Origin of the sequence: Pseudomonas sp. AN-B15, assembly GCF_019056475.1 — a bacterium.
GTDB lineage: Bacteria > Pseudomonadota > Gammaproteobacteria > Pseudomonadales > Pseudomonadaceae > Aquipseudomonas > Aquipseudomonas parakoreensis.
This window is the reverse complement of sequence record NZ_CP049737.1, coordinates 2,388,365-2,413,335: the sequence shown is the minus strand read 5'-3', so window position 1 is coordinate 2,413,335 and position 24,971 is coordinate 2,388,365. Positions and strand designations below refer to the sequence as shown.

26 protein-coding genes and 2 pseudogenes are annotated in these 24,971 nt (G+C 59.6%); 14 read left to right on the top strand and 14 right to left on the bottom strand.

Annotated elements, in window-relative coordinates; genetic code table 11:
* Nucleotides 1-43 precede the first annotated feature (43 nt).
* Entirely contained in the window at nucleotides 44-1,402 is a 1,359-nt protein-coding gene (locus GTQ41_RS10880; RefSeq protein ID WP_047295053.1) for an MATE family efflux transporter, read from the bottom strand.
* 125 nt (nucleotides 1,403-1,527) lie between these two features.
* Between GTQ41_RS10880 and GTQ41_RS10875 the strand changes: the two genes are divergently transcribed.
* Entirely contained in the window at nucleotides 1,528-2,097 is a 570-nt protein-coding gene (locus GTQ41_RS10875) for a chorismate mutase (protein WP_080963291.1), read from the top strand.
* Between the two features lie 124 nt (nucleotides 2,098-2,221).
* Nucleotides 2,222-2,662, top strand: a complete 441-nt coding sequence (locus GTQ41_RS10870; protein ID WP_047295055.1) for a hypothetical protein — start codon at nucleotides 2,222-2,224, stop codon at nucleotides 2,660-2,662.
* A 71-nt stretch (nucleotides 2,663-2,733) separates the two neighbouring features.
* On the opposite strand, the pseudogene GTQ41_RS10865 reads toward GTQ41_RS10870, so the two are convergent.
* Nucleotides 2,734-3,078, bottom strand: a pseudogene (locus GTQ41_RS10865) (hypothetical protein).
* A gap of 181 nt (nucleotides 3,079-3,259) precedes the next feature.
* On the opposite strand from GTQ41_RS10865, the gene GTQ41_RS10860 reads away from it, so the two are divergent.
* The gene (locus GTQ41_RS10860; RefSeq protein ID WP_052912762.1) at nucleotides 3,260-6,205 is read left to right on the top strand and encodes a hypothetical protein; all 2,946 of its coding nucleotides are present in this window, start codon (nucleotides 3,260-3,262) and stop codon (nucleotides 6,203-6,205) included.
* Between the two features lie 312 nt (nucleotides 6,206-6,517).
* On the opposite strand, the gene GTQ41_RS10855 is transcribed toward GTQ41_RS10860, so the two are convergent.
* Entirely contained in the window at nucleotides 6,518-6,913 is a 396-nt protein-coding gene (locus tag GTQ41_RS10855; RefSeq protein ID WP_047295057.1) for a cytochrome c family protein, read from the bottom strand.
* 161 nt (nucleotides 6,914-7,074) lie between these two features.
* A complete protein-coding gene (locus tag GTQ41_RS10850) occupies nucleotides 7,075-8,406 on the bottom strand; it encodes a PLP-dependent aminotransferase family protein (protein WP_047295059.1) in 1,332 nt (443 codons plus the stop codon).
* Between the two features lie 90 nt (nucleotides 8,407-8,496).
* On the opposite strand from GTQ41_RS10850, the gene GTQ41_RS10845 reads away from it, so the two are divergent.
* Nucleotides 8,497-9,390: a DMT family transporter gene (locus tag GTQ41_RS10845; RefSeq protein ID WP_047295061.1), complete on the top strand. Its 894-nt coding sequence runs from the start codon at nucleotides 8,497-8,499 to the stop codon at nucleotides 9,388-9,390.
* Between the two features lie 3 nt (nucleotides 9,391-9,393).
* Here the strand turns inward: GTQ41_RS10845 and GTQ41_RS10840 are convergent, their stop codons facing one another.
* Nucleotides 9,394-10,209 carry an AraC family transcriptional regulator gene (locus GTQ41_RS10840; RefSeq protein ID WP_047295062.1) on the bottom strand — a complete coding sequence of 272 codons (816 nt, stop codon included), beginning with the start codon at nucleotides 10,207-10,209 and terminating at the stop codon, nucleotides 9,394-9,396.
* Between the two features lie 131 nt (nucleotides 10,210-10,340).
* Here GTQ41_RS10840 and GTQ41_RS10835 point away from each other — a divergent pair, with 131 nt between their 5' ends.
* Entirely contained in the window at nucleotides 10,341-10,856 is a 516-nt protein-coding gene (locus GTQ41_RS10835) for a carboxymuconolactone decarboxylase family protein (RefSeq protein WP_047295064.1), read from the top strand.
* A 105-nt stretch (nucleotides 10,857-10,961) separates the two neighbouring features.
* Here the strand turns inward: GTQ41_RS10835 and GTQ41_RS10830 are convergent, their stop codons facing one another.
* Nucleotides 10,962-12,407 carry a SulP family inorganic anion transporter gene (locus GTQ41_RS10830; RefSeq protein ID WP_047295066.1) on the bottom strand — a complete coding sequence of 482 codons (1,446 nt, stop codon included), beginning with the start codon at nucleotides 12,405-12,407 and terminating at the stop codon, nucleotides 10,962-10,964.
* Between the two features lie 157 nt (nucleotides 12,408-12,564).
* Here GTQ41_RS10830 and GTQ41_RS10825 point away from each other — a divergent pair, with 157 nt between their 5' ends.
* The 4 genes from GTQ41_RS10825 to GTQ41_RS10810 all read left to right on the top strand — a co-directional run bounded on the left by GTQ41_RS10825 (nucleotide 12,565) and on the right by GTQ41_RS10810 (nucleotide 14,747).
* A complete protein-coding gene (locus GTQ41_RS10825; RefSeq protein ID WP_047295068.1) occupies nucleotides 12,565-12,870 on the top strand; it encodes a hypothetical protein in 306 nt (101 codons plus the stop codon).
* Nucleotides 12,871-12,975: 105 nt separating this feature from the next.
* The gene (locus tag GTQ41_RS10820; RefSeq protein WP_047295070.1) at nucleotides 12,976-13,692 is read left to right on the top strand and encodes a hypothetical protein; all 717 of its coding nucleotides are present in this window, start codon (nucleotides 12,976-12,978) and stop codon (nucleotides 13,690-13,692) included.
* 80 nt (nucleotides 13,693-13,772) lie between these two features.
* Entirely contained in the window at nucleotides 13,773-14,108 is a 336-nt protein-coding gene (locus GTQ41_RS10815; RefSeq protein ID WP_143519852.1) for a hypothetical protein, read from the top strand.
* 93 nt (nucleotides 14,109-14,201) lie between these two features.
* Nucleotides 14,202-14,747 (top strand): hypothetical protein, encoded by a 546-nt coding sequence (locus GTQ41_RS10810; RefSeq protein ID WP_047295072.1) that lies wholly within the window; start codon nucleotides 14,202-14,204, stop codon nucleotides 14,745-14,747.
* Nucleotides 14,748-14,787: 40 nt separating this feature from the next.
* On the opposite strand, the gene GTQ41_RS10805 is transcribed toward GTQ41_RS10810, so the two are convergent.
* Entirely contained in the window at nucleotides 14,788-15,423 is a 636-nt protein-coding gene (locus tag GTQ41_RS10805) for a hypothetical protein (RefSeq protein ID WP_047295074.1), read from the bottom strand.
* Between the two features lie 241 nt (nucleotides 15,424-15,664).
* Between GTQ41_RS10805 and GTQ41_RS10800 the strand changes: the two genes are divergently transcribed.
* Nucleotides 15,665-16,306, top strand: coding sequence for a TetR/AcrR family transcriptional regulator (locus GTQ41_RS10800; protein ID WP_047295076.1), 642 nt, complete (start codon nucleotides 15,665-15,667; stop codon nucleotides 16,304-16,306).
* 286 nt (nucleotides 16,307-16,592) lie between these two features.
* Here GTQ41_RS10800 and GTQ41_RS10795 read toward each other — a convergent pair whose 3' ends face one another.
* Together GTQ41_RS10795 and ggt are read right to left on the bottom strand one after the other, a co-directional pair.
* Nucleotides 16,593-17,126 carry a cysteine hydrolase family protein gene (locus GTQ41_RS10795; protein ID WP_047295077.1) on the bottom strand — a complete coding sequence of 178 codons (534 nt, stop codon included), beginning with the start codon at nucleotides 17,124-17,126 and terminating at the stop codon, nucleotides 16,593-16,595.
* 66 nt (nucleotides 17,127-17,192) lie between these two features.
* Nucleotides 17,193-18,920 (bottom strand): gamma-glutamyltransferase, encoded by a 1,728-nt coding sequence (ggt, locus tag GTQ41_RS10790; RefSeq protein ID WP_217325497.1) that lies wholly within the window; start codon nucleotides 18,918-18,920, stop codon nucleotides 17,193-17,195.
* 150 nt (nucleotides 18,921-19,070) lie between these two features.
* Here ggt and GTQ41_RS10785 point away from each other — a divergent pair, with 150 nt between their 5' ends.
* Entirely contained in the window at nucleotides 19,071-19,586 is a 516-nt protein-coding gene (locus tag GTQ41_RS10785; RefSeq protein ID WP_047295081.1) for a methylated-DNA--[protein]-cysteine S-methyltransferase, read from the top strand.
* Between the two features lie 83 nt (nucleotides 19,587-19,669).
* Here GTQ41_RS10785 and GTQ41_RS10780 read toward each other — a convergent pair whose 3' ends face one another.
* The 4 genes and pseudogenes from GTQ41_RS10780 to GTQ41_RS10765 form a co-directional block, all read right to left on the bottom strand.
* On the bottom strand, nucleotides 19,670-20,257 hold the full coding sequence (locus GTQ41_RS10780) for an NUDIX domain-containing protein (protein ID WP_047295083.1): 588 nt from the start codon (nucleotides 20,255-20,257) through the stop codon (nucleotides 19,670-19,672).
* A gap of 152 nt (nucleotides 20,258-20,409) precedes the next feature.
* Nucleotides 20,410-21,411 (bottom strand): annotated as a pseudogene (locus GTQ41_RS10775) (chitinase); the annotation flags it as partial.
* Between the two features lie 40 nt (nucleotides 21,412-21,451).
* A complete protein-coding gene (locus tag GTQ41_RS10770; RefSeq protein ID WP_047295087.1) occupies nucleotides 21,452-22,087 on the bottom strand; it encodes a lytic polysaccharide monooxygenase auxiliary activity family 9 protein in 636 nt (211 codons plus the stop codon).
* Between the two features lie 222 nt (nucleotides 22,088-22,309).
* Nucleotides 22,310-22,747, bottom strand: a complete 438-nt coding sequence (locus GTQ41_RS10765) for a hemerythrin domain-containing protein (RefSeq protein ID WP_041074240.1) — start codon at nucleotides 22,745-22,747, stop codon at nucleotides 22,310-22,312.
* A gap of 147 nt (nucleotides 22,748-22,894) precedes the next feature.
* On the opposite strand from GTQ41_RS10765, the gene GTQ41_RS10760 reads away from it, so the two are divergent.
* Complete coding sequence (locus GTQ41_RS10760; RefSeq protein ID WP_047295090.1) at nucleotides 22,895-23,320, top strand: N-acetyltransferase; 426 nt, start codon at nucleotides 22,895-22,897, stop codon at nucleotides 23,318-23,320.
* A gap of 103 nt (nucleotides 23,321-23,423) precedes the next feature.
* Here the strand turns inward: GTQ41_RS10760 and GTQ41_RS10755 are convergent, their stop codons facing one another.
* Entirely contained in the window at nucleotides 23,424-23,774 is a 351-nt protein-coding gene (locus GTQ41_RS10755) for a hypothetical protein (RefSeq protein WP_041074236.1), read from the bottom strand.
* Between the two features lie 134 nt (nucleotides 23,775-23,908).
* Between GTQ41_RS10755 and GTQ41_RS10750 the strand changes: the two genes are divergently transcribed.
* Both GTQ41_RS10750 and GTQ41_RS10745 read left to right on the top strand, forming a co-directional pair.
* Nucleotides 23,909-24,238, top strand: coding sequence for a DUF6388 family protein (locus GTQ41_RS10750; protein WP_047295092.1), 330 nt, complete (start codon nucleotides 23,909-23,911; stop codon nucleotides 24,236-24,238).
* Nucleotides 24,239-24,263: 25 nt separating this feature from the next.
* Entirely contained in the window at nucleotides 24,264-24,968 is a 705-nt protein-coding gene (locus GTQ41_RS10745) for a YoaK family protein (RefSeq protein ID WP_047295093.1), read from the top strand.
* The last annotated feature ends 3 nt before the right edge of the window (nucleotides 24,969-24,971 follow it).

The following is a 24,971-nucleotide window of genomic DNA, read 5'->3' as shown; positions in this document are numbered from 1 at the left end:
CGGCAGCTGTGCCATGTCATCTGTCCGCCGGTGTGGCTCAGGCTCAGACCAGCCGCTCGATCTTCTGATGCTGCCAGACCAGTTTGTAATACAGGGTCTGCAACACCAGCATGCCCAGATAGGCCACCGGAAACGCCATCCACACCCCTTGCAAACCGTACTGCCCGTCCAGCCAGTAAGCCGCCGGCAGCTGCACGCCGACCACGCAGACAATGGCGATTGCCACCGGCACCAGCACCGTGCCGCTGGCACGCATGATGCCGCCGATGATCGCCTGGAAACCGAACACCAGCAGGCTCCACAACATGATATGCAGCAAGTGCTCGGCCATGGCCCGGGTCGAGTCTTCGGTCAGGAACAACCCCAGCAGCCAGTGCGACAACAGGTAGCCGAGCACAATCAGGCCACCGGTCAGGCACACGTTGATCAGCAGCCCGGTGCGCAGGATCGCGGCCAGGCGCTGCAGGTGCCCGGCGCCGATGGCCTGGGCGCCAAGGATCGAGGCGGTGATGGCAATCGACAGCGCCGGGAACTGCACGTAGTTGACGATCTGCGTCACCGCGCCATAGGCCGCCGTCGCCTGTGAGCCGTGCTGGTTGACCAGCGTCAGAATCACCAGCTCCGACAACGACAGCACGATCATCTGCACCCCGGTCGGCAGGCCGATGCGCAGCACTTTGCCCAGAATCGCCCTGTCCAGCCGCAGCGCGCCGAAGAACTCGCGGTCCGGTGCCAGCGGGTGTCCCTTGCGAATCAGACTCCAGGCCAGCCACGCCATCGCCGTCAGCGTACCGGCCAGACCGGCGAACGCCGCACTCTGAATCCCCAGTTGCGGCAGACCCAGCCACCCGCGAATGAACGCCGGAGTCAGTGCCAGACCGACGACGGTTGACAGCAACAGCGCCAGCATTGGCGACAACGTGTCGCTCACCCCGCGCAACAACTGAGTGAACAGCACGTACACCAGCACAAAAGGCAAGGTCCACATCATCACTCGGGCATACGCCACCGCGTCGTCCAGCACATCCGCCGGGGTCCCCAGCCCCTGCAAGGCCTGACGTGCGAACACACTGCCCAGCACCGCTGCCAGCAAACCGATCAACACGCCCAGCAACAAGGTTGCGCCGGCGATCGCCTTGACCATGTGCGCCTCACGCGCGCCCCACGCCTGCCCGATCAACACCCCGGCACCGGCACCCAACCCGATCACCAGTGCGATGAAGAAAAAGACGATCGGAAACATCCCCGATACCGCCGCCAGCGCCTGCGTACCGAGCATCTGCCCGATGTAGATGCTGTTGACCGTGCCCGACATCGATTGCAAAAAGTTGGACAACACCATCGGTGCGAGGAACAACAGGTAGGTTTGCCAGAGGGGTTTGCTGGTGGCGGGGGTTTGCATTGAGGGTCCGTCTCGGGGTGGGAGATGCGGTGGATATTACGCTAGATGCGCGGGTTAAAGTCGGTCGACATCGGGTCGGCTCAAGGCTTAAATGGCGGCACACTCATTCTGGATCGCGCCCTGCCATGCCCCTCCTGCGAAATGCTCTGACCTGCTCATTGCTGGCCCTTGTCAGCCACTCCGTCGCTGCCGCCCAGGCCCCTGCTCCGCTGGATTCGTTGCGCCCGTTGCTGACAACCCTGAACGAACGCCTGAACATCGGCGACCTCGTGGCCCTGACCAAATGGGACAGCGGCAAGCCGATTCAGGACAGCCCGCGCGAAGCCCAGGTCATCGCCAATGCCCGCACTTTGGCGACCGAACACCAGCTCGACCCCGAAGACGTGGCTCAGTTGATCGCCGCACAGATGGAGGCGAACAAACTGGTGCAGTACGGATTGCTCGCACAATGGCAAGCGGCCGGGGCGGCGCCGGACACCCCGCGACCGGATCTGGCGAAGCAGATTCGTCCGCGTCTGGACGAGTTGCAAACCCGCCTGCTGCGCCAGTACGCCAACTTCGCGCCGCACCGCCGCGAGCCGAATTGCCAGGCGTTGCTGGCCAAGGCTCGGCAGGATCTGACCCACGACGCACTGCATGAACTGGCCCTGACCCGTGCCACCGGAGAGCTGTGCATTCGGGCGCCGAAGCTTTAAATCAGGGGTTCCGGCATACATCGCTGGCGTCGATAGTCACCATCACGTCAATGAAGTTCTCATAAAAAATCCGCGGCGTAACATCAGCTCCATACCAACCCAATACACCCCGGAGCACACGATCATGAAACGCCAAACCATCCTCGGCATCGCTTTCTCGGTTCTTGCAGTGAACGCTTTTGCAGCAACACCCGCTCACACCCTGGTCGCTGAAGGCGGCTCGGACAAGTTGATTGAAAGCCGTCTGGCTGAAGGTGGCTCTGATCGTTTGCTGGAACGTCGTGTCGCTGAAGGTGGCGCGGATCGCCTGATCGAACGTCGCGTTGCAGAAGGTGGTTCGGATCGTTTGCTGGAACGCCGTGTAGCCGAAGGTGGTTCGGATCGTCTGCAGGAACGCCGTGTAGCCGAAGGTGGTTCGGACCGTCTGCAGGAACGCCGCGTGGCTGAAGGTGGCTCGGATCGCTTGCTGGAACGTCGCGTTGCCGAAGGTGGCGCGGATCGCTTGCTGGAACGTCGTGTCGCTGAAGGTGGCGCGGATCGGCTGATCGAGCGTCGCGTTGCTTGAGTCGATGTCTCTTCGCACAAGCCATGAAAAAGCCCGGCCTGATCAGCCGGGCTTTTGCGTTCAACCGCTGCTTATTGAGCATTTTTCAGCTTGACCACATCACCGGAAATTCTGGTGGTGTAACCGGTCAGCACCCACGCCCAGAATCAGTTTTCCTGAACCTGGGTGTTGATCATGGCGTCACCGCCCTTGGCCTTGATCGCCGCTGTCTGCGCACGAACGAAGCGGCGGTTCTGTTGAATCGGGATCACGCCGAACAGCAGCAGGCAGGTGGCCGTGGCTTCGCTGTGACCAATCACGGTGTATTGGCTGCTGTCGTATTGTTTGATGTTCATCGGGGTGCCGGTGCAACCCGCCAGAACCCGACATGACCCTGGCGGCAGAGTCGATCGAGCGCGGGCTGCTGATCGTTCCATTCGGCGAGCCAGAGGGCTGCCGCAGGCTGAGATCTTTTGCTTTGGGAAATCCAGGCCTGCCATTCGTCGCAAACCCGCCCTCACCTGTCAGATCTGACAGTAGGCAGCCAGCCCCCGCCAGCGCTTTAATCCCTCGGGCCACTCCCTCAGCACCCAGCCATATTGAACAGGTGACGCGCCCATGACCAGCCAATTGACGAGCAATGCTTCCAGTCAGCAGATCACTGTCTTTCCACCGGATCGCGGTATCGGCGTTCTGGCCGTGTACCCGCCGTATCCGGTGGGTTTCAAGCCGCAGAAGGACGGGGCGCTGGGGATCAACATCCACATGGTGCAGGGCGACCGCGACGGTCTGCTGGTGTATATCCTGGCCTATATCGAGATGGCCGTAGGCGACGATATCAGAGTGTTTATCGAAAACACGCGATCACCGGTCGCGCAATTTTCGGTTACCGCTGCGCACTTCGATGACCAAGGCAACGCCAAGAACATCCCGTTCCACATTTCGGCTGCCGACATGCAGTCCCGCTTTCTGCCGCTGCAAATCCAGAGCAAGGACTTGTGGTTCGAAGTCAAGCGCTTCAGCAAAAATACCGAAGAGTCCCCGCACATACCGCTGCTCTACAAATACCCCGCGCCAGGCGAGGCCGATACCGATGGTGGCAAACCCTTCAACCAGGGCCTGAAATTGCCCGTGGCTTCCGAGGGTTTCGTCGATCAGACGGTGATCGATGACGGAATGTTCGTAACCGTCATGCAGTATTTCAACCAGCACATCGGTGATGTAGTGGTCCTGGCCTTCGGCTCGCTGCTGCTGGAAACCACGGTTACCGCGTTGGGCGATGTGATGTTCGAACTGACCCCGGATCAACTGGCCACCCTCGCTCCCACCAACACTCTGATGGTGCGCTGGGAAGTGTTCGATGTGGTGGAAAATGCCAGCGGCTGGTCGGACTCGCTGGTGCTGCCGTTCAAACCGGGCATTGTGCTGTTGGCCGCACCGATCTTCGAACAGGCGGACATCGACAACATCCTGCATCACGATCAACTGGACGGTGGCACTGCCGGTATCCTCGTCACCGGCGTATTTGCCGCCAATGACCGCATCGAACTGACCCTGCAAGGCGTCACTCAGGGCGGCGAAACCGTAAACCACACCTACAACCGGATCCTGAGCGCCGCCACGCGCACCGTCGATTTTCCGGTCGAGAATGAAAAAATCCGCAACCTGATCGGCGGGGCTCTGCACGCGTCCTATCAGTTGATTCGGGCCGGCAAGAGTCAATTTTCCAAACCGGCGGACGTCACCGTCAGCGGCGTGACCCAACCGCTTGGCCTGCCGCTCGTCGCACCGCTGGTGGACGGCAAACTGCCGGTGGACACCGCCGAAGCCACCGTACAGCTGGCCGAATATTGGCCGCTGCAGACCGGGGCCACCGTCGAAGCCCGTTGGCAGACCACCGACAAGGAAGGCGTCGCAGCAATGTACGTTTTCCGCCTGATCGTCAGCGACCCGTCCCAACCGGTCATCTTCAAGGTGCCGGCCAAATACATCGCCCCCTTCCCGGACACCCCGCTGGTGGTGCAATGCACCGTGGCCAATCCCGGGCAGACGCGGGTGTTTTCCGAGTTGCTGCAATTGCGCATCAGCGAACAGGCCGTGGTGCCGCTGGACCCGCCGACACTGGTCAAACCGGCGCTCACGCCGATTGATGCGCTGGCTTATCCGGACGGTGTGACAGTACGTATCGAATACGTCGGTGCAATCAAGGATGACCGGGCGCGATTGGTAGAGGTCAAGCCACCTGCAGGATCACCCGCCTTTCCTCTGACGGAGTTCAACAGCAACAAGCGGGTAAATACGGTGTTGACCCAGGCTTTTCTCGCGGTGCGCCAGGGCAGAACAATCGAGATGCGCTGGAACCTCAACCGTAATGGAGGACAAGCGGGCAAGTCGTTGCCGCTGGCATTGAAAATTCAAGCGATCCCCCCGCAAGACTCACGGCTGCCGACACCACAAATTCGCCAGGGTGCGGAGCTCGACATCAATAAGTTACAGACCAGTGATCGCCTGACCGTCACTACCTGGCCCGGCGAGGCAAATGGACAGCGCCTGTGGCTTCGCTATGACGGAGTAACCAGGACGGGTCCCGCCGAACCCTACAATGATCTGGTGAATGAGCCTCATACTGGTACTTCCGGCCTGAACCGAGCACTCCCGCTGGAGTGGCTCAAATCCCTGAAGCACGACAGTGAACTGAAAATCAGCTTTTGGGTGAATCTGGCCGGCGACGCAGACTTTGCCACAGCAATATTGTTCCCGGTGCGAACATACCTGATCAAATCACTCTCTCTGACCGCACCAAAATTGCTCGACTTACCCGGTGCAACCCTCAATTTCGATGATATTGCCGATAGCGGTGCACGTATCGAAGTTCCGATCTATACCGGAATGTCCCCCGGGCAGTCCGTCAAGGTCGAGTTGGCCGGTGCGGGAGGTCATTACACGACTGCATCCACGAATGTCGATACCATCAAGCCCCTGATTTTTCTGGTTCCCCGATCAACATTCATTGCCAATGCCGCCCGGACAGTGGCAATCACCTATCTGGTCTCGTCCTCCAGTGAGCAGAATCAGCCACTGCGGTCGCCAAGCCTTGATCTGAATATTCTTGCCGACACCTGGCGCGACTCCATCACCGATTTCAATGGTAATGCCGGGAACTGGGCATTAGGACCGGCCTCAAGAACTGCAAGAATTCTCAGTGATCACTACGAAAACCTGACCTATGACGCTGGGGGAAACTCAGGAGTCATGCTAAGCCAGACATTTCAATTCAAGGCCGCGAGAACCTACCAGTTCAGCTACTACGTAGCCAATGTCAGTCCGCAACCTGACAACGTTCCACCGGTGATCAGCGTCAGCACCTCCAGCGGAATGCCGATTCTTGGCGCATTCACGGTACCGAGAACGGGCACCTTTTTTCAGCAGGTGGCCAATTTTCGAGTACCCGTCAGTGGTGCCTACACGATTTACATGCTTAATCACGAGGATCGCGGAGGCTACGGCGGAGCCCGAGGCGGCAATGACTTTATCCTGGATGCCATCCACGTACGACGGCTGTGAACAGTTCGCCAGAGTCATAAGGGGACGGGCTTATTATTTTGGCGCCTGGTTCGGACACTAAAAGATCGCCGCCTGCGGCAGCTCCTGCAGGGGGATACCGATACCTCTGCAGGAGATGCCGCAGGCTGCGATTTTTTGCTTTTGGGGATTCATCGTTTATATGTGTTTAACGTTCATTCCTGCAGCCCGTAACACCTTGCGCTGGTGGAACTGGCGCTGGGCAGGCTTGAACTGCTCGGCGCCACAACTTCCTGACCTGAACCCGCACCCATGAAGCTCATCGGCCGTGCGCCCGGGGCAGGCCGACGGGCTCTATTGTTTTTCTGCTGAAAAGCTTTGCAGATACGCCAGCAAATTATCGATCTTCTCCTCGTCACTCAGCCCCCAGAAAATCATTCGTGTGCCCGGCACCACGCCTTTTGGATCTTTCAGATACGCGGTCAGCGTTTCGCGATCCCAGGTCTTGCCGGAGTTTTTCATCGCCTCGGAATACACGTAATTGGCCGACGTCCCGGCCGGTCGGCCAATGATGCCGTTGAGTTGCGGGCCGAAGCCGGGGCGCGCGTCCGGGCCAACCTGATGGCAGCCGCCGCACAGACGTGGAAAGATCTTCTCGCCGGCTGCCGGATCGCCTGCGGCGCGGGCGGTTGAGCTGAACAACACGGCGGTTGCGGCCAGGGCAAGAAGAAATGAAGCGGTGTTTTTCATCGGGCAATCCAAAACGGTGTGATGCAGTCGAGCCAAGGCTAACATTTTGTGGCGAGGGCGCTTGCTCCCGCTGGGTTGCGTAGCGACCCCAATATGGCCCTACGCTGCAGGCCAGCGGGAGCAAGCGCCCTCGCCACAGGTGTATTTCACAGTCAGTATTTTTACAGATAAGCGCCGATGACCTTTCTGACGGTAATCAATGCCTGGCGCAGGACGTCCATGGACACCGACCCCAACGCCAACCGGATCGCATGCGGCACATGTGCCGACACGGCGAACGGCTCGGCCGTGGTGACCGAAATCTGCTGGTGCACCAACTCCACCACAATCTGATCGGCACGCACGTCTTCCGGCAACGGCAACCACAAAAAGTAAGACGACGGATGACCGATGCACGTCAGCCCTTGCAACAACTCGGCGGCCAGCGCTTGCCGGGCCTTGGCATCGTCGCGTTTTTGTTGCTCCAGCAGGGTGACGGTGCCGTCGTCGAGCCAGCCGCAAGCCATCGCGGTCATCACGCCGGGGGTGTTCCAGGTGGTGGCGCGGATGATGCGTTCCAGCGCCGGCACGTTGCGCAGGGGGGCGGCAATAAAACCGACGCGCAGGCCGGTGGCGATATTCTTGGAAAGTCCCGAGACGTACACCGTGCGCTCCGGCGCCAGATCAATCAGGGTACGCGGTGGGTTATCCACCAGAAAGGCGTAGGCCGCGTCTTCGATGAGAATCAGATCATGCCGCCGGGCAAGTGCGACCAATTGCTCGCGCTGTTCGATCGGCGTCACCCAACCCAACGGATTGTGCAGCGTCGGCATGCTGTACACGGCGCGTACCGAACGGCTGCGGCACAGCTTGTCGAGCGCCGTCAGGTCCGGTCCGTGGTCACCGGCCGGGATGGCCACCACTTCCAGATGCAGCGCTTCGGCCAGCACCTTGAAGCCGGAATAGGTCAGCGCATCGGCCGCAATCACATCGCCGGGTTTGAGCAAGGCCATCAGCGTCACCGCCAACCCCTGCTGGGCTCCGTTGACGATCAACACTTGCCCGGCATCGGCCTGCACCCCGCGATCCTGCAGATGCCGCGCCACCGAGGCACGCTCATGCTGTCGTCCGGCGTGGGGTTGATAGCGCAGCAAGGCTTCCAGATCGCCCGACAGCGCCAGTTGACGTAACGCCGTGCGCAACAGATCGGCCTGACCGGGCAGAGACGGGTAATTGAAGTTGAGATCGATCATGCCGACTGCCACGTCCTTCTGATCGATCCCCTGCCCCGGCGACAAAGAGGTTTCACGGACAAACGTCCCGCGCCCGGTCTCGCCGCTGACCAGCCCCATGGCCTCAAGTTCGGCGTACACCCGCGATGCGGTGACCAGTGCCAGGCCTTCACGGGCTGCCAGTTCGCGGTGGGTCGGCAGGCGCGTTCCCGGTGCCAGATGCCCGCAGCGAATATCCGCTGCGTAAGCGTCAACGAGGGTCTTGTAGCGTGAGCGCGGCATAGCGGATGTATCCATGACAATTATTTGATTGTGCTGATTCTCGGCTTCAGGATGACTCGAAAGCAACCCTACCTTTGAGCGTGACCCTGTATGGAACGGACTTCGAACCCGGTTAACCCGGCCCTGGAAAAAACCAGCGGCTGGATCAACGGTTTTATCGGCGTGGTGATCTTCAGCGGATCGTTACCGGCCACGCGCCTGGCGGTACTTGAATTTGATCCGGTGTTTCTTACTGTGGCCCGCGCGGCCATTGCCGGCGTGTTGGCAGCAGCGCTGTTGTGGCTGTTTCGCGAACGGCGTCCGGCACGGGATCAGTGGTGGCCGTTGTTGATTGTGGCGTTGGGCGTGGTGCTGGGTTTCCCCTTGCTGACGGCATTGGCGCTGCAACACGTGACGTCGGCGCATTCGATTGTGTTTGTGGGATTGCTGCCACTGGCGACGGCGATTTTTGGCGTGCTGCGTGGCGGCGAGCATCCGCGACCGGTGTTCTGGGTGTTCTCGACTCTCGGCAGTGCCTTGGTCGTTGGCTTCGCCTTGTCACAGGGGCTGACCGCCTCGCCCACCGGTGATCTGCTGATGCTCGCGGCGATTCTGGCCTGTGGTCTGGGTTACGCCGAAGGCGCCAAACTGTCGCGCGTGCTCGGCGGCTGGCAGGTCATCTGCTGGGCGTTGGTGTTGTCGCTACCGGTGATGGCGTTGCTCAGCCTGTGGCTGGCCCCCGCCTCGTTCAGTCACATCAGCCTGTCGGCCTGGCTGTGCCTGGCGTATGTGGCGCTGTTCAGCATGCTGATCGGGTTCGTGTTCTGGTATCGCGGCCTGGCCCAGGGCGGGATTGCGGCAGTGGGACAACTGCAATTGCTGCAGCCGTTTTTCGGTCTGGCGCTGGCGGCGACGTTGCTGCATGAACAGGTCAGCCTGGGGATGCTGACGGTGACGCTGGGAGTGATTCTGTGTGTGGCCGGGGCAAAGAAATTCGCCCGATAATCCTCAGACGCCAGCCTTCCACTCCCGCGGGCTGAGCCCGGTCTTGCGGCGAAACGCTCGAGCCAGTGCCGAAGGACTTTCATAACCGACCTCTTGCGCGATCAGCGCAATTGGCCGTCCCTCGCGCAGACGCTTCTGCGCCAGACTGATCCGCCAGCTCAGCAGATAGTCAGCTGGCGACTGCCCGACGACGCGGTGGAACTGCTCGGCGAATCCGGCTCTGGACAGATGGGCGGCAGTCGCCAGGTCCGCCACACGCCAGGGTCTGGCCGGTTGCTCATGCATCAGGGTCAAGGCGCGAGACAAGCGCGGATCCGCGAGCCCGGCCATCAGGCCGGGTGGCTGGACACGGCTGCTGATGAGGTGGCGCAACAGCAGGATCACCAGCAATTCAAACAAACGATCCATCACCGCCACGCGCCCGCAATGACCTTCAAAGGCTTCTCTGAACAGCCATTCCAGCGTGTTGCCCAACTCCGGGATTTCGCTGAGTCTGAGCAGCAGATAATCCGGCAGTGCCGCCGCCAGCGCATTGCCGGAACCTCCGTCAAACGTCAGCGTGGCGCAGACCAGCTGTGCGCCCATGGCCTCATCGGCGGACATCCGATGAGTGCAGGGTCGCGGGAAGAAAATCAGTGAAGGTTCGACAATACGAACCTCACGTTGATTGCCCGCTTTCAGCAACAACTCGCCGGCCTGTAATAGATGCACATGCCCGACCGGTTCGCCCTCATGCAGGCCGACGCCGCAAAACGTGCCACTGTGAAAGGTGCCGGCACTCACACCGAAATGGCTGAGCAGCGTTGAAAGACGATCCATGGGCGACTCCCGATGCATATCTGGACGATCTGTTGCATATCCTCGACGATCTGCGGCCAAAGCGCCAGCCGTGCGCCATAACATGGCCTCCATCCCCGGTGCACTTCGTACCGGACTTCAGGAGAATCACCATGAGCCGCATCCCTGCAATCAGCCTTGAAAACGCCACCGACGCCAGCCGCCCGACCCTGGAAGGTGTGAAGAAAAAAATCGGCTTCCTGCCCAATGTCTTTACCACGCTGGCCAAAGCCCCGGTGGCCCTGGAAGCCTACGTGCAAGCTTCGGCGATCCTCGGCAAGACTTCGTTGAGCGCCAAGGAAAAAGAAGCGGTGTATCTCGCCACATCACAGGTCAACGGCTGCGATTATTGCCTGGCCGCGCACAGCCTGTTTGCCAGCAAGGCCGGGCTCTCGGCGCAGGACATCGGTGCCGCGCGTCACGGTGAATTGAATGCCTATGCCGCTCTCGCCCAACAGTTGACGCATAGCCGCGGCCACTTGAGCGACGAGCAGATCGCCGCCGCCCGCGCTGCCAGCATTGACGACAGCAAGATTATCGAAGTGATTGCCTTGGTGGCTGTGCAGTCGCTGACCAACTACCTGAACAACGCGGCCTTGACCGACATCGACTTCCCGGCCATTGATTGAACGCGAAAAAAACGAGAGCGGGCTTGCTCGCGAAAGCGCTGAATCAATCAACCAGTGTGTTGAATGACACTGCGCCTTCGCGAGCAAGCCCGCTCTCACAATTGATCAATGATGTTCGACGCCCGCGCGTTTGAGCAGTTTCTTGCAGCGCTCGGACAGATGAAACACCTGCAATTCCTTGCCGGCCTTGGCGTAACGCTCGCGCAAGGTCTTCAGCGCGGCAATCGCCGAATAGTCAACGAAGCTCAAATGCCGGCAATCCAGCGTCACCCGGGCCGGGTCATTGGCCGGGTCGAACTGGTTGAGAAACGGCGTGGTCGAGGCGAAAAACAGCGTGCCATGCAGGCGATAGAGTTTGCTGCCGTCGGTTTCCAGATGTTCATCGGCGTACAACTCGCGGGCCTGCTGCCAGGCGAAATTCAGCGCGGCGATGATGATCCCGCAGAGCACGGCAGTGGCCAGATCGGTGAACACGGTGATGCTGGTCACGGCGATGATCACCAGCACATCGTTGAGCGGCACTTTGTTCAACACCCGCAACGAGGCCCAGGCGAAAGTCTGCTGTGACACCACGAACATCACGCCCACCAGCGCCGCCAGCGGAATACGCTCGATCAGCGGCGACAGAAACAGGATGAACAGCAGAATCAACACACCCGCGACCACCCCGGACAAACGCCCACGGCCGCCGGAGCTGAGGTTGATCACGGTCTGGCCGATCATCGCGCAACCGCCCATGCCACCGAACGCGCCCGAGACCATATTCGCCGCCCCCAACGCTACACACTCGCGATCCGGATAGCCTCGGCTTTCGGTGATTTCGTCAGTGAGGTTGAGGGTCAGCAGGGTTTCCAGCAGACCGACCAGCGCCATCAGAATCGCGTACGGAGCGATGATGCGCAGGGTTTCCAGATTCCACGGAATGTCTGGCACGGCGAAGGTCGGCAGGCCGCCGGCGATGTGCGCCATGTCGCCGAGGGTGCGGGTCGGCAGGCCGAACAGGTAGACCAGCAGGCCCACACCGAGGATCGCCACCAATGCCGGCGGTACCGCGCGGGTCAGGCGTGGCAGGATATAGACGATGGCCATGGTCAGCAGCACCAGCCCGGTCATCAGGTACAGCGGCGTGCCGCTGAGCCAGTGTTCACCGTTCTTGAAATGCTCCAGTTGCGCCAGGGCAATGATGATCGCCAGGCCATTGACGAAACCGAGCATCACCGGATGCGGCACCATGCGCACCAGTTTGCCCAGGCGCAACAAGCCGAACGCCATCATGATCAGGCCACCGAGCAACACGGTCGCCAACAGGTATTGCACGCCGTGCTGCACCACCAGCGCGACGATCACCACCGCCATCGAACCCGCCGCCCCGGAGACCATTCCCGGCCGGCCGCCGAACAATGCGGTCAACGTGCAAATGAAAAAGGCGCCGTACAGGCCCATCAGTGGATTGAGATGCGCCACCAGCGCGAACGCAATGCATTCGGGCAACAGGGCAAACGAGGTGGTGAGTCCGGCCAGGACATCGGCGCGCAGACGTTGTGGTTTCATGGCTTACCTGACTGAGCGGCCAGCGAGCGTGGCCGCGGATGTTCGCGAAAAGGAGGGTTGCGGATGTTACGGAAATGTCCGGGCTCGGGCCAGTGATCGCTGACACCCGACGAAGCGACCTTTATGCTGGCGCGTCCTGCATCCACCGAGTACGACCATGACTGCATTGCTGACCGCCCGCGACGTTTGCCAGCGCTTGCGCGAGGCTGCGCTGGGACGTCTATCGCTGACTCATGTTGACGGGCCACTCACTGCCAATCACATATGGCTGGATCTTGAAGGCTGGAAGCTACAGGTCGAATTTGATGGTCAGCGTCTGCATCATTGCAAACAGTGCCGCTGTCCGGATGGCAAAGAATGGGTGTTCGGCAGCTCGCAGTTTTTCGGTACCGACCCGATCAGCCTGTTAAGTACTTGGGAGCTGGCTCAAATCGAAGTTCGTTTGGCGACCAGTGCCCAATAAACAATACGCTGACGTTCTACTCTTTTCGATGGCCGTCGCCGCTGCATTTTTTCCTGGCAATGACACTGGCATAATGCCAACTCGCCATCATTCATGGATCTGAAAATGTCTACTCAGGAACAATGGTATCCACCTAAAGCAAATTGGCTGGGCAACGCTTTTGGCTGCCCACCGTTCGACGTTGTCAATCAGATGCTTTACCAAGCGGTTAAGGACAATCCAGACAATGACGAGCCGGCGCAAATCATCGGAAAACTGATGCTGATCGGTCGAACTTATTCGGCATCGGTCGAGCGCCGGAAAACCAATGGCACTGCAAAAGACGAACGCCAGGCGCTGGATGTGATTATCGAGGCGGCCCATGCCATTGCTCAGTCCGATGTTCATGACCTGCTGGCGAAAATTCCTCGACCGGCTGTGCTTTCCTTGCGCAACATCGACCAGGCGACAGCGATCCATGCCCAATTGTGCAAAGCATTGAGCGCTGCCAATAAACGGGAAAACAGCAGCCTGGCGTCCAAATACTTGCACTTCCACCGCCCGAATTTTTTTCCGATAGTCGATTCACTCGCCCGATTGAGCTGGTCATGGGTCATGGACGCTCGGGGGGAAAGCTATCGGGGTTATACGACATTCGGCAAAGTTGCGCGTTATGGCGAGTGGTGCAAGAAAGTGCTCAATCTACAGAATGATATGAAAGCGCAATTCGCGCATGACGTGTCTCTGCGCCAAGTCGACAACTACCTGCTTTCCATCATGTCGCTGGACGGTAAAGGAGGCTGGGGATTACCGGTTTTGATCAATCAGGTACGGGCTGATTGACGCCGGGCAGCGCCTGTCGTTATCCGACCTTGACTCTCCAGGTATCAACCTGTCGCGCTTTTTCTTTTAGAGGTGATCAATTGCCAACCATCATGACCTGTGGCCATGCGTCCAGACGAACCGAATTCAACTACAGAGGCAATGCCCGCACAGGTATTACCCTGGAGTTTGAATCAGGCGAGGTAACTATCAGCAGTGCAGTCATCAATGCCATAACACTGAACTTTCACGGTCAGCGAGTTCGCGGTGGTTTCGACATGACCAATGCTCCTCCCCACAGTGTGGGATCGTTTCTGGAGAGTAACTGGCCGGCCCTTACACCGCGTCATGCGTCATTTCTTTGCGCTGTGCTGGATCACGAAGGGGTGGCGCGTTGCCATCTGGTGGGCAACGCAGTATGGGTGGATTTCATCTAGCAGATGAACGCAAACGGCGGCCCTTTTGATGTTGATCAATGATGGCACTCTGCCCATAATCCGCCCCCCTTATTCCTCACGCAAGGAAACGCCGTGAAAAAGTCTCTGTTGTTGATCCCGATGCTGGCCGTGCTGCTGCAAGGTTGTGGCATGACCATGACCCGCTATGAGCCGAGCTTCGAAAACGTCCAGAAGCTCAAGCAGACCCCGCCCCTGCATGCGGTCAGCAATCCACTGGTGACGGCCGAGTCCGGCGAAGGCTCGCTGACCGTGCGGGCCAATCCGGTGCGCTCGCCGTCCGGCAGCATCCCGGCGCATATCCAGGACGCGATCACCGAAGAACTGCGCAAGGCCGGCCTGCTTGATCCGCAGGCTCAGCGTCAGTTGAAAGTGCTGGTGGTGAAGAACAACCTGTCGGCCGGCATGGGCACAGGCGAAGGTCAAATCGCGGCACGCTTCACTCTGATCAATGGCCAGAATGTGGTCTACGACGCAACCAAGAATGTCAGCAGCCAGTGGAGCAGCAGCTTCTTCGGTTTCATTGCGATTCCGAATGCGGTCAACGCCTATAACCCGATGCTGCGTGATCTGTTGAAGGAACTGTACAGCGATCCGCAGTTCATCCAGGCCCTGGAGTAAGGGCAAAAAAAGAGCCGCAATTGCGGCTCTTTTTTTGGCATCAGGCCCGCGGAGTGCGGGTCTCGAGTGCCGAGTATTTCAGGTTGTTATTGTCGATCATCTGCTTGAGCAGCGCGTTGACCTGACGGGCGAACGTGTCGTTGACCGCGGCCTTCGGGGTGTTGCCCATCAGCGGAATGAACCAAATACCGATCCAGGTACCGACCGCATCATGGTTGCTCGCGGTGGTCAGGGCCTGGCCTGTTCCGTCCACGGCTTCGAGGCTCATGGTGTACTGATCGGTGCCGTACGCGGGGATTACCCCGAGGCTGAAACCACTGATGAAGCCCAACACCATCGAACCGGCATTCGGCGGATGGTTGTACATTTTCAGACGCAGGCTGTAGTCACCCGGTTGCTTCTGGAACTCGTCCAGGGTGACGCGGCCGAAAAGGCCCGAATCGCTCAGAATTTTTTGCAGCTCAGGTTTGAGCTGATCTCGCGCTTGCGGCACTTCTACGGCCGAAGTGCTTTTCGGCTCGCCCTGATAGAAGTCGAAGTCCACATACACGTTCGGTTTATTCGCGTAGCTGGCCATCGATGGCAGCTTGACCGGCGCGACTTCGTCTTTGGTGAAACTGGCACAACCACCGAGCGCAAGCACCAGGCCCAGCGCCAGGATTTTCCCGAATTGCATGTTGTCTTCCCTATGTGAACCGAGCCAAATGATAGCAATGAGCCTCCATTGCGGAGGCGGGGCGGATTCTAGAGAGAGTGCTCGCTTGAGGAAAGGCCGCTTCGGGAAATTTACACATAAATATTCGCTCAGCTCTGCCGCAAATCGAGCAGTCAGCTGGTCTCATCGCTATATAGTTTTGTATATTGCGAAACCGAATTTGTCAGTACCTGCCCATGCCAGCCATTTACATCGTGTTCCCATGAGTGCCATCCGCGTACGCAACGAACAATTGATCCTCGCCGCCGCCAGCGAAGAGTTCGCCGCCAACGGCTTCGACGCCACCCAGACTCGTGATATCGCCGCCCGCGCCGGCGTGCCCAAGGCCAACCTGTATTACTACTTTCAGACCAAGGAAAACCTCTATTCCAAGGTTTTGCTGGGATTCCTCGAACCGCTGCTGGAAGCCTCGGCGGCGCTGCGCGAAAGCGACGACCCCATGATTGGCCTGCGCGCCTACGTTGCTGCGCGTATCCGCATCGCCCGCGAGCACCCGGCGATTGCCAAGGTGTTCAGCGGCGAGCTGCTGCTCGGTGGCCGTCAGCTACCGGACGAATGCCGCGACCTGCTGCACGCCGAAGCCCGGCGCAATGTCGACTGCCTGCGCAGCTGGATCGAACGCGGCCTGCTGGCGCCGGTAGACCCGGAACATCTGATGCTGTTCATCTGGTCGGCGACCCGCACCTACACCAACCTGGGTTGGCAAATGGGCTGCATCACCGGGCGTGAAATCCCCCAGGATGAGGACTATGCGACAGCAGCGCGAACCATTACGCGGCTGGTGCTGGAGGGGGTCGAGGCGCCGCGGGTCGGGGCGATTCGCGGCGTGTTGTTTGCGACTTGAAGCAGGAGAGCTGCTGCGCAGCCCGGCGCGAGCAAGCTCGCTCGCCACAGAAGGTTTGCGCTGGACATGGGGATTGGTGTTTACCATCAATCATTGTAGGAGCCAGCCTGCTGGCGATTGGGTGGGTACAGCTTGCATCTTCATTAACAGATCCACCGCCATCGCTGGCAAGCCAGCTCCCACAATGATCTGTGTTGTTCAAAGACCTTGTGATCCATGCCAAACCCTGTGGGAGCTGGCTTGCCAGCGATGAGGTCAGTAAGAACAACAGAGCTATTTTCGGGCTTCAGAAAATGACCTCGGTTGCGGGTTTGACGTCAATGCGTCCGGTGGCCCCCGTCAAGTGCGCCAGATCCTTGTTGTGTTCGGCGATGATGTCTTCGGCGCTCATGTTGCCGTTGTCGAGGGTGGAATGAGCGTCTGCCACGAGGACGACGTCGTACCCCAGCTGATGGGCCTGGCGCACGGTGGCGTTGACGCAATAGTCGGTTTGCAGGCCGCAGATGATCAGGCGCTCGAAGTCTTCGCCGGGCAGCAGTTTGCCCAGCTCGGTCTGGTAGAACGAATCCGGGGTGGTTTTGCGTACGCGCAGGTCTTTGGCGGTTGTCAGCAGGCCATCGGCAAGTTGCCAGCCTTCGCCACCATGGGCCAGCGGGCTGTCCTTTTCTTCATGCTGAATCAGCACCACCGGCACGCTGGCCTTGCGCGCGCGCCTGCTGAGCTGGTTGATGGTGTCGATGACGCGGCGAATGTCGAAGCACTGATATTGGCCCGAGCAGAGAGCCTGTTGGACGTCGATGATCAGCAATGCGCTAGACATGATGGGCCTTCCTTGAGCGAACGTTGAAACCGGGGCGGAGCAGCGCCCGCCCCCTTTTTACCCCTGTCAGTAGCCTAGTGACAATCCAGTATTGCGTCGTGGATCGTTGGCACCGTAGAAGCGGTTTTTGCCCACTGGCTTACCGCCCAGCGACGGCGCGCCGACCAGGATCGCGGCGATGTGGTTGGCGTCCTGCGGCCCGGCGAACTTGTGGCCCCAGCTCTCGAGGAGCTTCTTCGTATCGGGGCTGGCCGCGAAGTCTTCGAGGTTGGTTTCCTCAGGCATCCATTGCTGGTGGAAACGTGGCGCGTCCACCGCTTCCTGCAGGCCCATGCCATAGTCGATGACGTTGAGCATGGTCAGCAAGGTCGCCGTAATGATGCGGCTGCCACCCGGCGTACCGACCACCATCACCACTTTGCCGTCCTTGGTGACGATGGTCGGGCTCATCGACGACAGCGGAGTTTTGCCCGGAGCGATGGCATTGGCCTCGCCCTGCACCAGACCGTACATGTTCGGCACGCCGACCTTGGAGGTGAAGTCGTCCATTTCGTCGTTGAGGATCACCCCGGTCTTGCTCGCCATCACCCCGGCGCCGAACCAGTCGTTGAGGGTGTAGGTGACCGACACCGCGTTGCCCCACTTGTCGACGATCGAATAGTGCGTGGTGTTGTTGCCTTCATGGGGCGCGACGCCGGGTTTCAGTTCGGCGGAGATCCCGGCCTTCTGCGGCTGGATCGCGTTGCGCAGCTTGGTCGCGTAGTTCTTGTCCAGCAGATGCTCGATCGGGTTCTTCACAAAATCCGGGTCGCCCAGATAGCTGTTGCGATCCACGTAAGCGTGGCGCATCGCTTCGATCTGGTAGTGCATGCCCTGGGCCGAATGGAAGCCCAGGTCCTTCATCGGATAGCCTTCGAGAATGTTCATGATCTCGCAGATCACCACCCCGCCGGAGCTTGGCGGTGGCGCCGAAACCACGTGGTAGCCGCGGTAATCGCACTCCACCGGGGCCAGTTCGCGGGTCTTGTATTTGTCCAGGTCGGCCTGGGTGATGATGCCCTTGTTGGCCTGACTGGAGGTGACAATGGCGTCGGCTACCCAGCCCTTATAGAAACCGTCAGCGCCTTTTTCCGAGATGGTGCGCAGGGTTTTCGCCAGATCCTTCTGCACCAGTTTCTGCCCGACCTGCATTGGCTCGCCATTGTGCAGGAAGATCGAGCCGGAATCACGCAGGTCCTTCTTGAATACATCGGTGGCGTAGTCCAGCAAATCGACGTCGCCCTGCTCCAGTTCGAAACCGTCTTCCGCCAGTTTGATCGCCGGGGCGATCATGTCCTTGCGCGGCTTGGTCCCGTACTTGCTCAGCGCCAGCTCCATGCCTGACACGGTGCCGGGCACTGCCACGGCGAGGTGACCGCGGGTGCTCAGGTCCGGGACGACGTTGCCGTCCTTGTCCAGGTACATGTTGGCGGTCGCCGCCAGCGGGGCTTTTTCGCGGAAGTCGAGGAAGGTCTTGCGCCCGTCCGCCAGTTGAATGGTCATGAAACCGCCACCGCCGAGGTTGCCTGCCGCGGGATACACCACCGCCAGCGCATAGCCCACAGCGACTGCCGCATCCACCGCGTTACCGCCACTTTTCAACACATCGACGCCAACATGGGAGGCCAGGTGTTGGGCAGTGACCACCATGCCGTTCTCGGCGGCAACCGGGGGCACGGAAGCGGCGTGAGCCATCAGGCAGCTCAGTGCCAGTGAAGCCGCGATCAGCGTTTTGGCCAAAGGTTTGTACTTCATGAGTCGATCTCTTTTTTGTTTTTGGGTTCTGTGCAGAGCAGAAGGGAACGCTGCAAAAGCACCAAGCAGTATGGTCGCTATTGCGATTTGCGCCTCCCCGATCAGCCAGTATGCTGGACGCCTTCGCCACGCAGATCCGGAGTTCTGCCCATGCCCTACACGTTCATCACCCTGCCCTCACCGGTCGGCGAACTGAAGCTGGTTGCGAACGGCGCACGACTGGTGGCCATCCTCTGGGAAAACGACAAACCGGGCCGGGTGCGCCTTGGTCCGATGAGCGCAGCACCGGATAATCCGCTGTTGCAACGAACCGCACAGCAGCTTGAAGAATACTTTGCCGGCAAGCGTGATCGCTTCGACCTGGAGCTGGATTTTGTCGGCACCGATTTTCAGAAAAAGGTCTGGGCAGCGTTGCTGACCATTCCGTTTGGCGAAACCCGTACCTACAGTCAGATCGCCGAGCAGATCGGAAACCCGACAGCCGTGCGTGCGGTGGGAGCGGCGAATGGGCGCAATCCGATTTCGATTGTGGCGCCGTGCCATCGGGTGATTGGCGCATCGGGAAAATTGACCGGATTTGCGGGTGGGCTTGAGGCCAAAGAGCGGTTGCTGGTGTTGGAGGGTGGTAACTGGTCGGCGGTGGGCAGGACTGGGGATTTGTTTTAGCAGATCAAAAGATCGCAGCCTGCGGCAGCTCCTACACAGGTGGAGCAATGTCGGAGCTGCCGCAGGCTGCGATCTTTGCTTTCTCAGGCAAATAGGTTATTCATCGCCGCGTACTGCAACAGCATGATGGTCTTGGCATCGCAGATCTCACCACGGTGGAACGCCGCCAAGGCCTCATCGAAGCGCCATTCCAGCACGTCCAGTTCTTCGGTTTCTTCTTCGAGGCCGCCGCCCTCACTGACCTTCGATTTCGCGTCGTACTCGGCAATGAAGAAGTGCAGTTTCTCGGTCACCGAACCGGGGCTCATGTAAGCCTCGAACACCTTCTTCACGTCGTGAACGCGGTAACCGGTCTCCTCTTCGGCTTCGTCACGGATTCGCTGCTCCGGTGCCGCACCTTCCAGCAGACCTGCCGCCACTTCGATCAACAAGCCGTCGTGGCCGTTGACGAATACCGGCAAACGGAATTGGCGGGTCAGCACCACCGTGCGCTGTTCGCGGTTGAACAACAGGATCGCCGCTCCATTGCCCCGGTCGTAGACTTCGCGCGTCTGCCGCTGCCAGTCGCCGTTGTTGCGCAGGTAGTCAAAGGTGATCTTCTGCAACAGGTACCAGTCGTGGGACAACACCTGAGTGTCGACGATGTTGACCCGCTCGGCTGTCTTGATCATGACGCCTGATCCTTTGTCATCGGAAAACGCCCATAGTCGATTAATCGCGCCCACAAAAAAAGCCCGGCAGCGCTACCGGGCTTCTTTACCTGCGATTAACGGGCGATGCGCGACAACGCATCATCCGTTTCCTGCGCCGCTGTTCGAGCGCTGTGAATCAGCGGTCCATAACGCCGGCTGAACTCCCAGTTGTACGGCAGGCGATCCTTGCTGACGCCGTTGTCCCAGTTCACCGACCAGGTCATCAGGCCCTTGATCGGCAGCCCCTTGATCGCCAGACGCTTGAGCGCATTGCCCACGGCGGTGCTGTCGATCACATAACCGGTGGCAGCGGCATCGACGTTGGCCGGCAGGCCGATGACGAACTTGTCCGCCGGGATTCTGGTGAAGCCCCGGGTACCGGTCACCAGACTTTCAGTCAGGTAATAGAGGAAATCCTCTTTCAGCGCGTCGTTGTTCTGCGCGATCCACGCGCCATTGCCATTATTGGCTTCCGGTACCCAGACCCCGTCGCCGCCCTGGTTGTAGAACTGCGGCGCGATGAAGTCGTAATAGCCTTCCAGCGCCTGCAGGTAACCGACGTATTTGCCGTTAGTGGTCAGGTACGGAAACTCCGGGGCCATGCTGATGATGAAATGTTTGCCCTGGCCTGCGTAGTGATCCTTGACCAGCTTCAGCGCGGCCGGCAACACGGTCTTGTTGGCAGCGAAATCAATCGCGCTCTGTTCAAGATCGATGTCCAGCCCGTCAAAACCATAAGTTTCCACCATACGGATGATTTCATTGGCCAACGGCTGTTCCTGGCCGCTGCGCAATTCGATGTGTGCATCGGCGCCGCCCAGAGAGATCAGTACCGCCCGCCCCTGGCTGTTGAGCACGCCGACCTGGCGCCGGAACTCGGCATCGGAGACGTTGTACGGCTTGAAGGTCGGAATCCCGCTGCCCTTCATGAACGCCACCGCGACCACGTTGTACTCCTTGGGCACCGCCTCCAGAGCGATCTCGGCAAAGCGGCCCTGACGGTAGCCGTCACTCGGGCCGGCCGGCCAGTTGTGCCAGAAACCCATGAGAATTTTCTTGCCGGCGATGCTCGGCATCAGTGAAGCCGCGTCGGCGGCCTGACTGTGCATTAACGAAAAGTCGATATTTGACATGTTCTAATCCTTCAGAACCTGTGGGTTGAGCGTTTCGCCGTTATTTGAAGTCGACGTCGAACGCCTGATAGAACGCGTTACCGGTGTTGGCGACGATCCACATCAACACGATGACGTGACGACCCTTTTTGCTGGCCGGCAACTTCACCGAATGATTGACCTTGGCCTTCAATTCCCCCGGATAGCTGTAATACGGCACTTGAGTGTAGAAGTCTTCGGCGAAAGGCTGCGCCTCGAGCTGTGCACGGGAAATACGCTGTTTCGGATCCCAGCCATCCTTGGTGATCATCCAGCGGTAGCCGCGGGTGGTGTGCGGCGCGGTGTATTCCCACTTCACTTCCAGGGTCTGGCCCGGGGTGACGCTGAGCAGCGGCCAGTTGAACGGACGGTTGAGCTTTTTGCTCATTTCCTCGTCGGTGAAGTTCACACAGTCACGGGCATCGGTTTTGCCACCGCTGAGAATGTAACCGTCGGCGGGCGGGGTGACGCTGTCGCTGTCACTGCCATAGGGCGCAGGAAACGGCCCTGCGGTCAGCGCCGGGAAGTTCTTGCCGCCTTCCATTTCGTTGACCTGCCAGGCACCGAGCAATCCTTGCTCGATGGCGACCGCACCGCGGCTGGCTGGAGAGGTAACGCGCCCGTGTCGCAGCTGGGTTTGAGCTTGTGGTTGATTCATGTTTTTCACTCCGTTGATTTAAGAACTCTCCTGTCCGAGGAGAGGCCTTCAAGCTAACGGAGGTGGTTTTTTTGTCCATCGGCGGTTTTGTCGCAGGCCATCGGCGTCTCCAGTGGAAAATGCCGCAAACACTGGATGAATATACAGCCAATTGCGACAACGCCCACCTGACGCATGGCTAAAGGCCTACACGCCGACACAGCAAAAACTCGCATTCATCACTCACTCCAGTTGTGCCTGGTATTCCTTTTCGTATTGCCCGGCGAGCTGTTCCTTTTGCTTGTCGTCGAGCAACTTGCCGGCCATCTGGAAGAATTTCTGCTCCTCCTCCTTGAGATGGTGATGAACCTTGTCGGAAAGTTTTTTTGCAGTGGCCAGCCACGCCGGGCTGGACATCTCGGTCTCATCCAGTTCTTCCATCATCTCGTCCATTTCATGATGCTCGGAGATGGCATGTCGACTGAGGTCGACGCCATTGTCGAACTCCATCAACGGGATATAGAAGTGGCGTTCTTCGGCGGTTTCGTGGGCCTGCAGTTCGGCCTTGAGCTGTTTGTAGGCTTCGACCCGCTCCGGGGTGTCGCCGCTGGTTTCGACCAGAGCTTTGGCGTAATTGCGCTGACGGTCGTGGCTTTCGCGAAGGGCTTCGAAAATATTCATGGGGGGTCCTCATCAACCGCGTTCGAAATGACGCTGTAGAAGCTAGACCCCGACGCAACAGCGGCGGTTCCAAAGGGATGAGCAAGGACTTGGAAAGCGCCCGCCGGGCAGGATAGGCTGCGCGTTCACCTCACAAGGAAGTTGCGCATGACGTTGCGAATCGAGCTGTCGCAGAACCCTACGGAAGAACAGCGCAAAGCCATTCTCGAGCCTTTGATTGCGTACAACGACGCCCAGACCGGGGGCTCCACCTCGGAACCATTTGCCCTGCTGGTGCGCGATGAACACGACGCGATACTCGGCGGTTTGTATGGCCGGGTAATCTTCCAGTGGATGTACATCGAGTTGCTTTGCGTCCCGGAACAGGGTCGCGGACAGCGCATCGGCTCGGAACTGATGGCCATGGCGGAAAATCTGGCCAAGGAAAAGCACTGCCTGGGCATCTGGCTGGACACCTTCGATTTTCAGGCGCCGGCGTTCTACAAGAAGCTGGGATTCAGCCAGTTTGGCGAGATCGTTGATTACCCGCCGGGGCATAGCCGGCATTATTTCCAGAAGCGCCTGAAGGGTTGAATCTCAATAGCCCTTCGCGAGCAGGCTCGCTCCCACAATGGAATGCATTTCAAACAGTGGGAGCGAGCCTGCTCGCGAAGACGGCAGTCGCGTCAACACACGATCAAAGACAGGTCGCCAACCCCGCCAAACGCCGCTTGGCGACAAAATCATCCTTCTGCACGTAGTAATTGAGCACCGTCCCCGACGCATCGCTGGTCACGTCGACAAACGATTCCGCCGAACGGGTATACACCGTCGAGCCGCCCTTCTTGCCCGGTTGCAGATACGCGCCGGCATCCACGCCAAACACCGCCTCGTCCTGCCAGGCGAATTGCACGCACTGGGCCACGACTTTCTCGGGCTTGTCCGAGGTCAGAACCTTGTAAGGGGCTTTGGTGCGAGAATCGTCCATCACCGAACCCGCGCAGCCCGCCAGCACGGTCGCGGCCAGCGCTACCATCAGAATTCGCATTGCATTCGCTCATTCAGAAAAAAGCGGACTGTATCATCGCAACAGGCAAAATCGTTCTGCTTTACTGCATTTATAGCGCGACACACGCCGGCCGCTCCGGCACCCTAGGGTCATCAGCCTGACAAGGAATACACATGGCGCCCACCGACCAGCGACATGAACAAGCCCTGAAACTGTTTCTCGACGCGCGCCCCGAATTGCGCGAAACCCTCGATCACCTCAACCCGCTGTTGGCCCAGGCCAAGGGCGAAACCCCGGCGCAGTATCGTGAGGAGCGCCTGCACGAAGCCTTCGAGGCTGAGGCGGAGAATCAAGGCCTGTTCGCTTGGGAACTGACCTTGCAGCTCACGGCGCAAACGCCCGGGGAGTACCAGGCTCAGCGCATGGAGGTGCACCGCGAAGTGGCGGAAATGGCCCACATGAGCTGGGCCGATTACTGCGATCTGTACGGGTTGGAACCTTAACCGCCGCTCAAGGATATCGTCACCGATGCTACCCTCCACTTCGACTCACCGCGCCACGTCCGGGCATTTGCATCGGCAGAAATGGCGTGGGCGTATCGGTCTGGCACTGGTGGCCAGTCTGTCCGTGCTGGCAGGCATGACCGATGCTATCGGCTTCATGGCCAGTGGCGATTTCGTTTCCTTTATGAGCGGCAACACCACGCGGCTGGCGGTGGCGATCAGTGACGGCGACCTCGGCCTGACGCTGCGCCTGGTCATTCTCGTCGTCACGTTCGTGATCGGTAACGCCTTGGGCATCGTGATCGGTCGCCTCAGTGGTCGGCGCACACTGCCCTTGCTGCTGTGCATCGCCACCCTGCTGTGCTTCGCGGCCGCGTGGCCGTATGACGCGCAACTGCCGGCGCTGCTGGCGGCGATCATCGCGATGGGCATGCTTAACGCGGCGGTCGAGGAAGTGAATGGTCTGCCGGTCGGCCTGACCTATGTGACCGGCGCGCTATCGCGGTTCGGCCGTGGACTCGGCCGCTGGATGCTCGGCGAACGCCGTAACGGCTGGCGGGTGCAACTGGTGCCATGGAGCGGGATGTTCATCGGCGCGATTCTCGGCGCAGTGCTGGAACATCATTTCGGGCTTCGGGCGCTGTTCGCCAGCGGCTTGCTGGCGGCGGCGCTCGGTGTGCTGTCGCTGAGCATTCCGCGGCGCTGGCAACTGGGCTATATGCCGCGCTAATCG

Bases quoted from the DNA above. Each gene is read 5' to 3' on its own strand.
- GTQ41_RS10855 (WP_047295057.1), bottom strand. From the start codon at position 6,913: ATGAAAAACACCGCTTCATTTCTTCTTGCCCTGGCCGCAACCGCCGTG.
- GTQ41_RS10850 (WP_047295059.1), bottom strand. From the start codon at position 8,406: ATGCCGCGCTCACGCTACAAGACCCTCGTTGACGCTTACGCAGCGGAT.
- GTQ41_RS10780 (WP_047295083.1), bottom strand. From the start codon at position 20,257: ATGATCAAGACAGCCGAGCGGGTCAACATCGTCGACACTCAGGTGTTG.
- GTQ41_RS10820 (WP_047295070.1), top strand. From the start codon at position 12,976: ATGTCTACTCAGGAACAATGGTATCCACCTAAAGCAAATTGGCTGGGC.
- GTQ41_RS10845 (WP_047295061.1), top strand. From the start codon at position 8,497: ATGGAACGGACTTCGAACCCGGTTAACCCGGCCCTGGAAAAAACCAGC.
- GTQ41_RS10755 (WP_041074236.1), bottom strand. From the start codon at position 23,774: ATGCGAATTCTGATGGTAGCGCTGGCCGCGACCGTGCTGGCGGGCTGC.
- GTQ41_RS10760 (WP_047295090.1), top strand. From the start codon at position 22,895: ATGACGTTGCGAATCGAGCTGTCGCAGAACCCTACGGAAGAACAGCGC.
- GTQ41_RS10805 (WP_047295074.1), bottom strand. From the start codon at position 15,423: ATGCAATTCGGGAAAATCCTGGCGCTGGGCCTGGTGCTTGCGCTCGGT.
- GTQ41_RS10840 (WP_047295062.1), bottom strand. From the start codon at position 10,209: ATGGATCGTCTTTCAACGCTGCTCAGCCATTTCGGTGTGAGTGCCGGC.
- GTQ41_RS10880 (WP_047295053.1), bottom strand. From the start codon at position 1,402: ATGCAAACCCCCGCCACCAGCAAACCCCTCTGGCAAACCTACCTGTTG.
- GTQ41_RS10765 (WP_041074240.1), bottom strand. From the start codon at position 22,747: ATGAATATTTTCGAAGCCCTTCGCGAAAGCCACGACCGTCAGCGCAAT.
- GTQ41_RS10825 (WP_047295068.1), top strand. From the start codon at position 12,565: ATGACTGCATTGCTGACCGCCCGCGACGTTTGCCAGCGCTTGCGCGAG.
- ggt (WP_217325497.1), bottom strand. From the start codon at position 18,920: ATGAAGTACAAACCTTTGGCCAAAACGCTGATCGCGGCTTCACTGGCA.
- GTQ41_RS10750 (WP_047295092.1), top strand. From the start codon at position 23,909: ATGGCGCCCACCGACCAGCGACATGAACAAGCCCTGAAACTGTTTCTC.
- GTQ41_RS10800 (WP_047295076.1), top strand. From the start codon at position 15,665: ATGAGTGCCATCCGCGTACGCAACGAACAATTGATCCTCGCCGCCGCC.
- GTQ41_RS10875 (WP_080963291.1), top strand. From the start codon at position 1,528: ATGCCCCTCCTGCGAAATGCTCTGACCTGCTCATTGCTGGCCCTTGTC.
- GTQ41_RS10795 (WP_047295077.1), bottom strand. From the start codon at position 17,126: ATGTCTAGCGCATTGCTGATCATCGACGTCCAACAGGCTCTCTGCTCG.
- GTQ41_RS10745 (WP_047295093.1), top strand. From the start codon at position 24,264: ATGCTACCCTCCACTTCGACTCACCGCGCCACGTCCGGGCATTTGCAT.
- GTQ41_RS10785 (WP_047295081.1), top strand. From the start codon at position 19,071: ATGCCCTACACGTTCATCACCCTGCCCTCACCGGTCGGCGAACTGAAG.
- GTQ41_RS10830 (WP_047295066.1), bottom strand. From the start codon at position 12,407: ATGAAACCACAACGTCTGCGCGCCGATGTCCTGGCCGGACTCACCACC.
- GTQ41_RS10835 (WP_047295064.1), top strand. From the start codon at position 10,341: ATGAGCCGCATCCCTGCAATCAGCCTTGAAAACGCCACCGACGCCAGC.
- GTQ41_RS10770 (WP_047295087.1), bottom strand. From the start codon at position 22,087: ATGAATCAACCACAAGCTCAAACCCAGCTGCGACACGGGCGCGTTACC.
- GTQ41_RS10860 (WP_052912762.1), top strand. From the start codon at position 3,260: ATGACCAGCCAATTGACGAGCAATGCTTCCAGTCAGCAGATCACTGTC.
- GTQ41_RS10870 (WP_047295055.1), top strand. From the start codon at position 2,222: ATGAAACGCCAAACCATCCTCGGCATCGCTTTCTCGGTTCTTGCAGTG.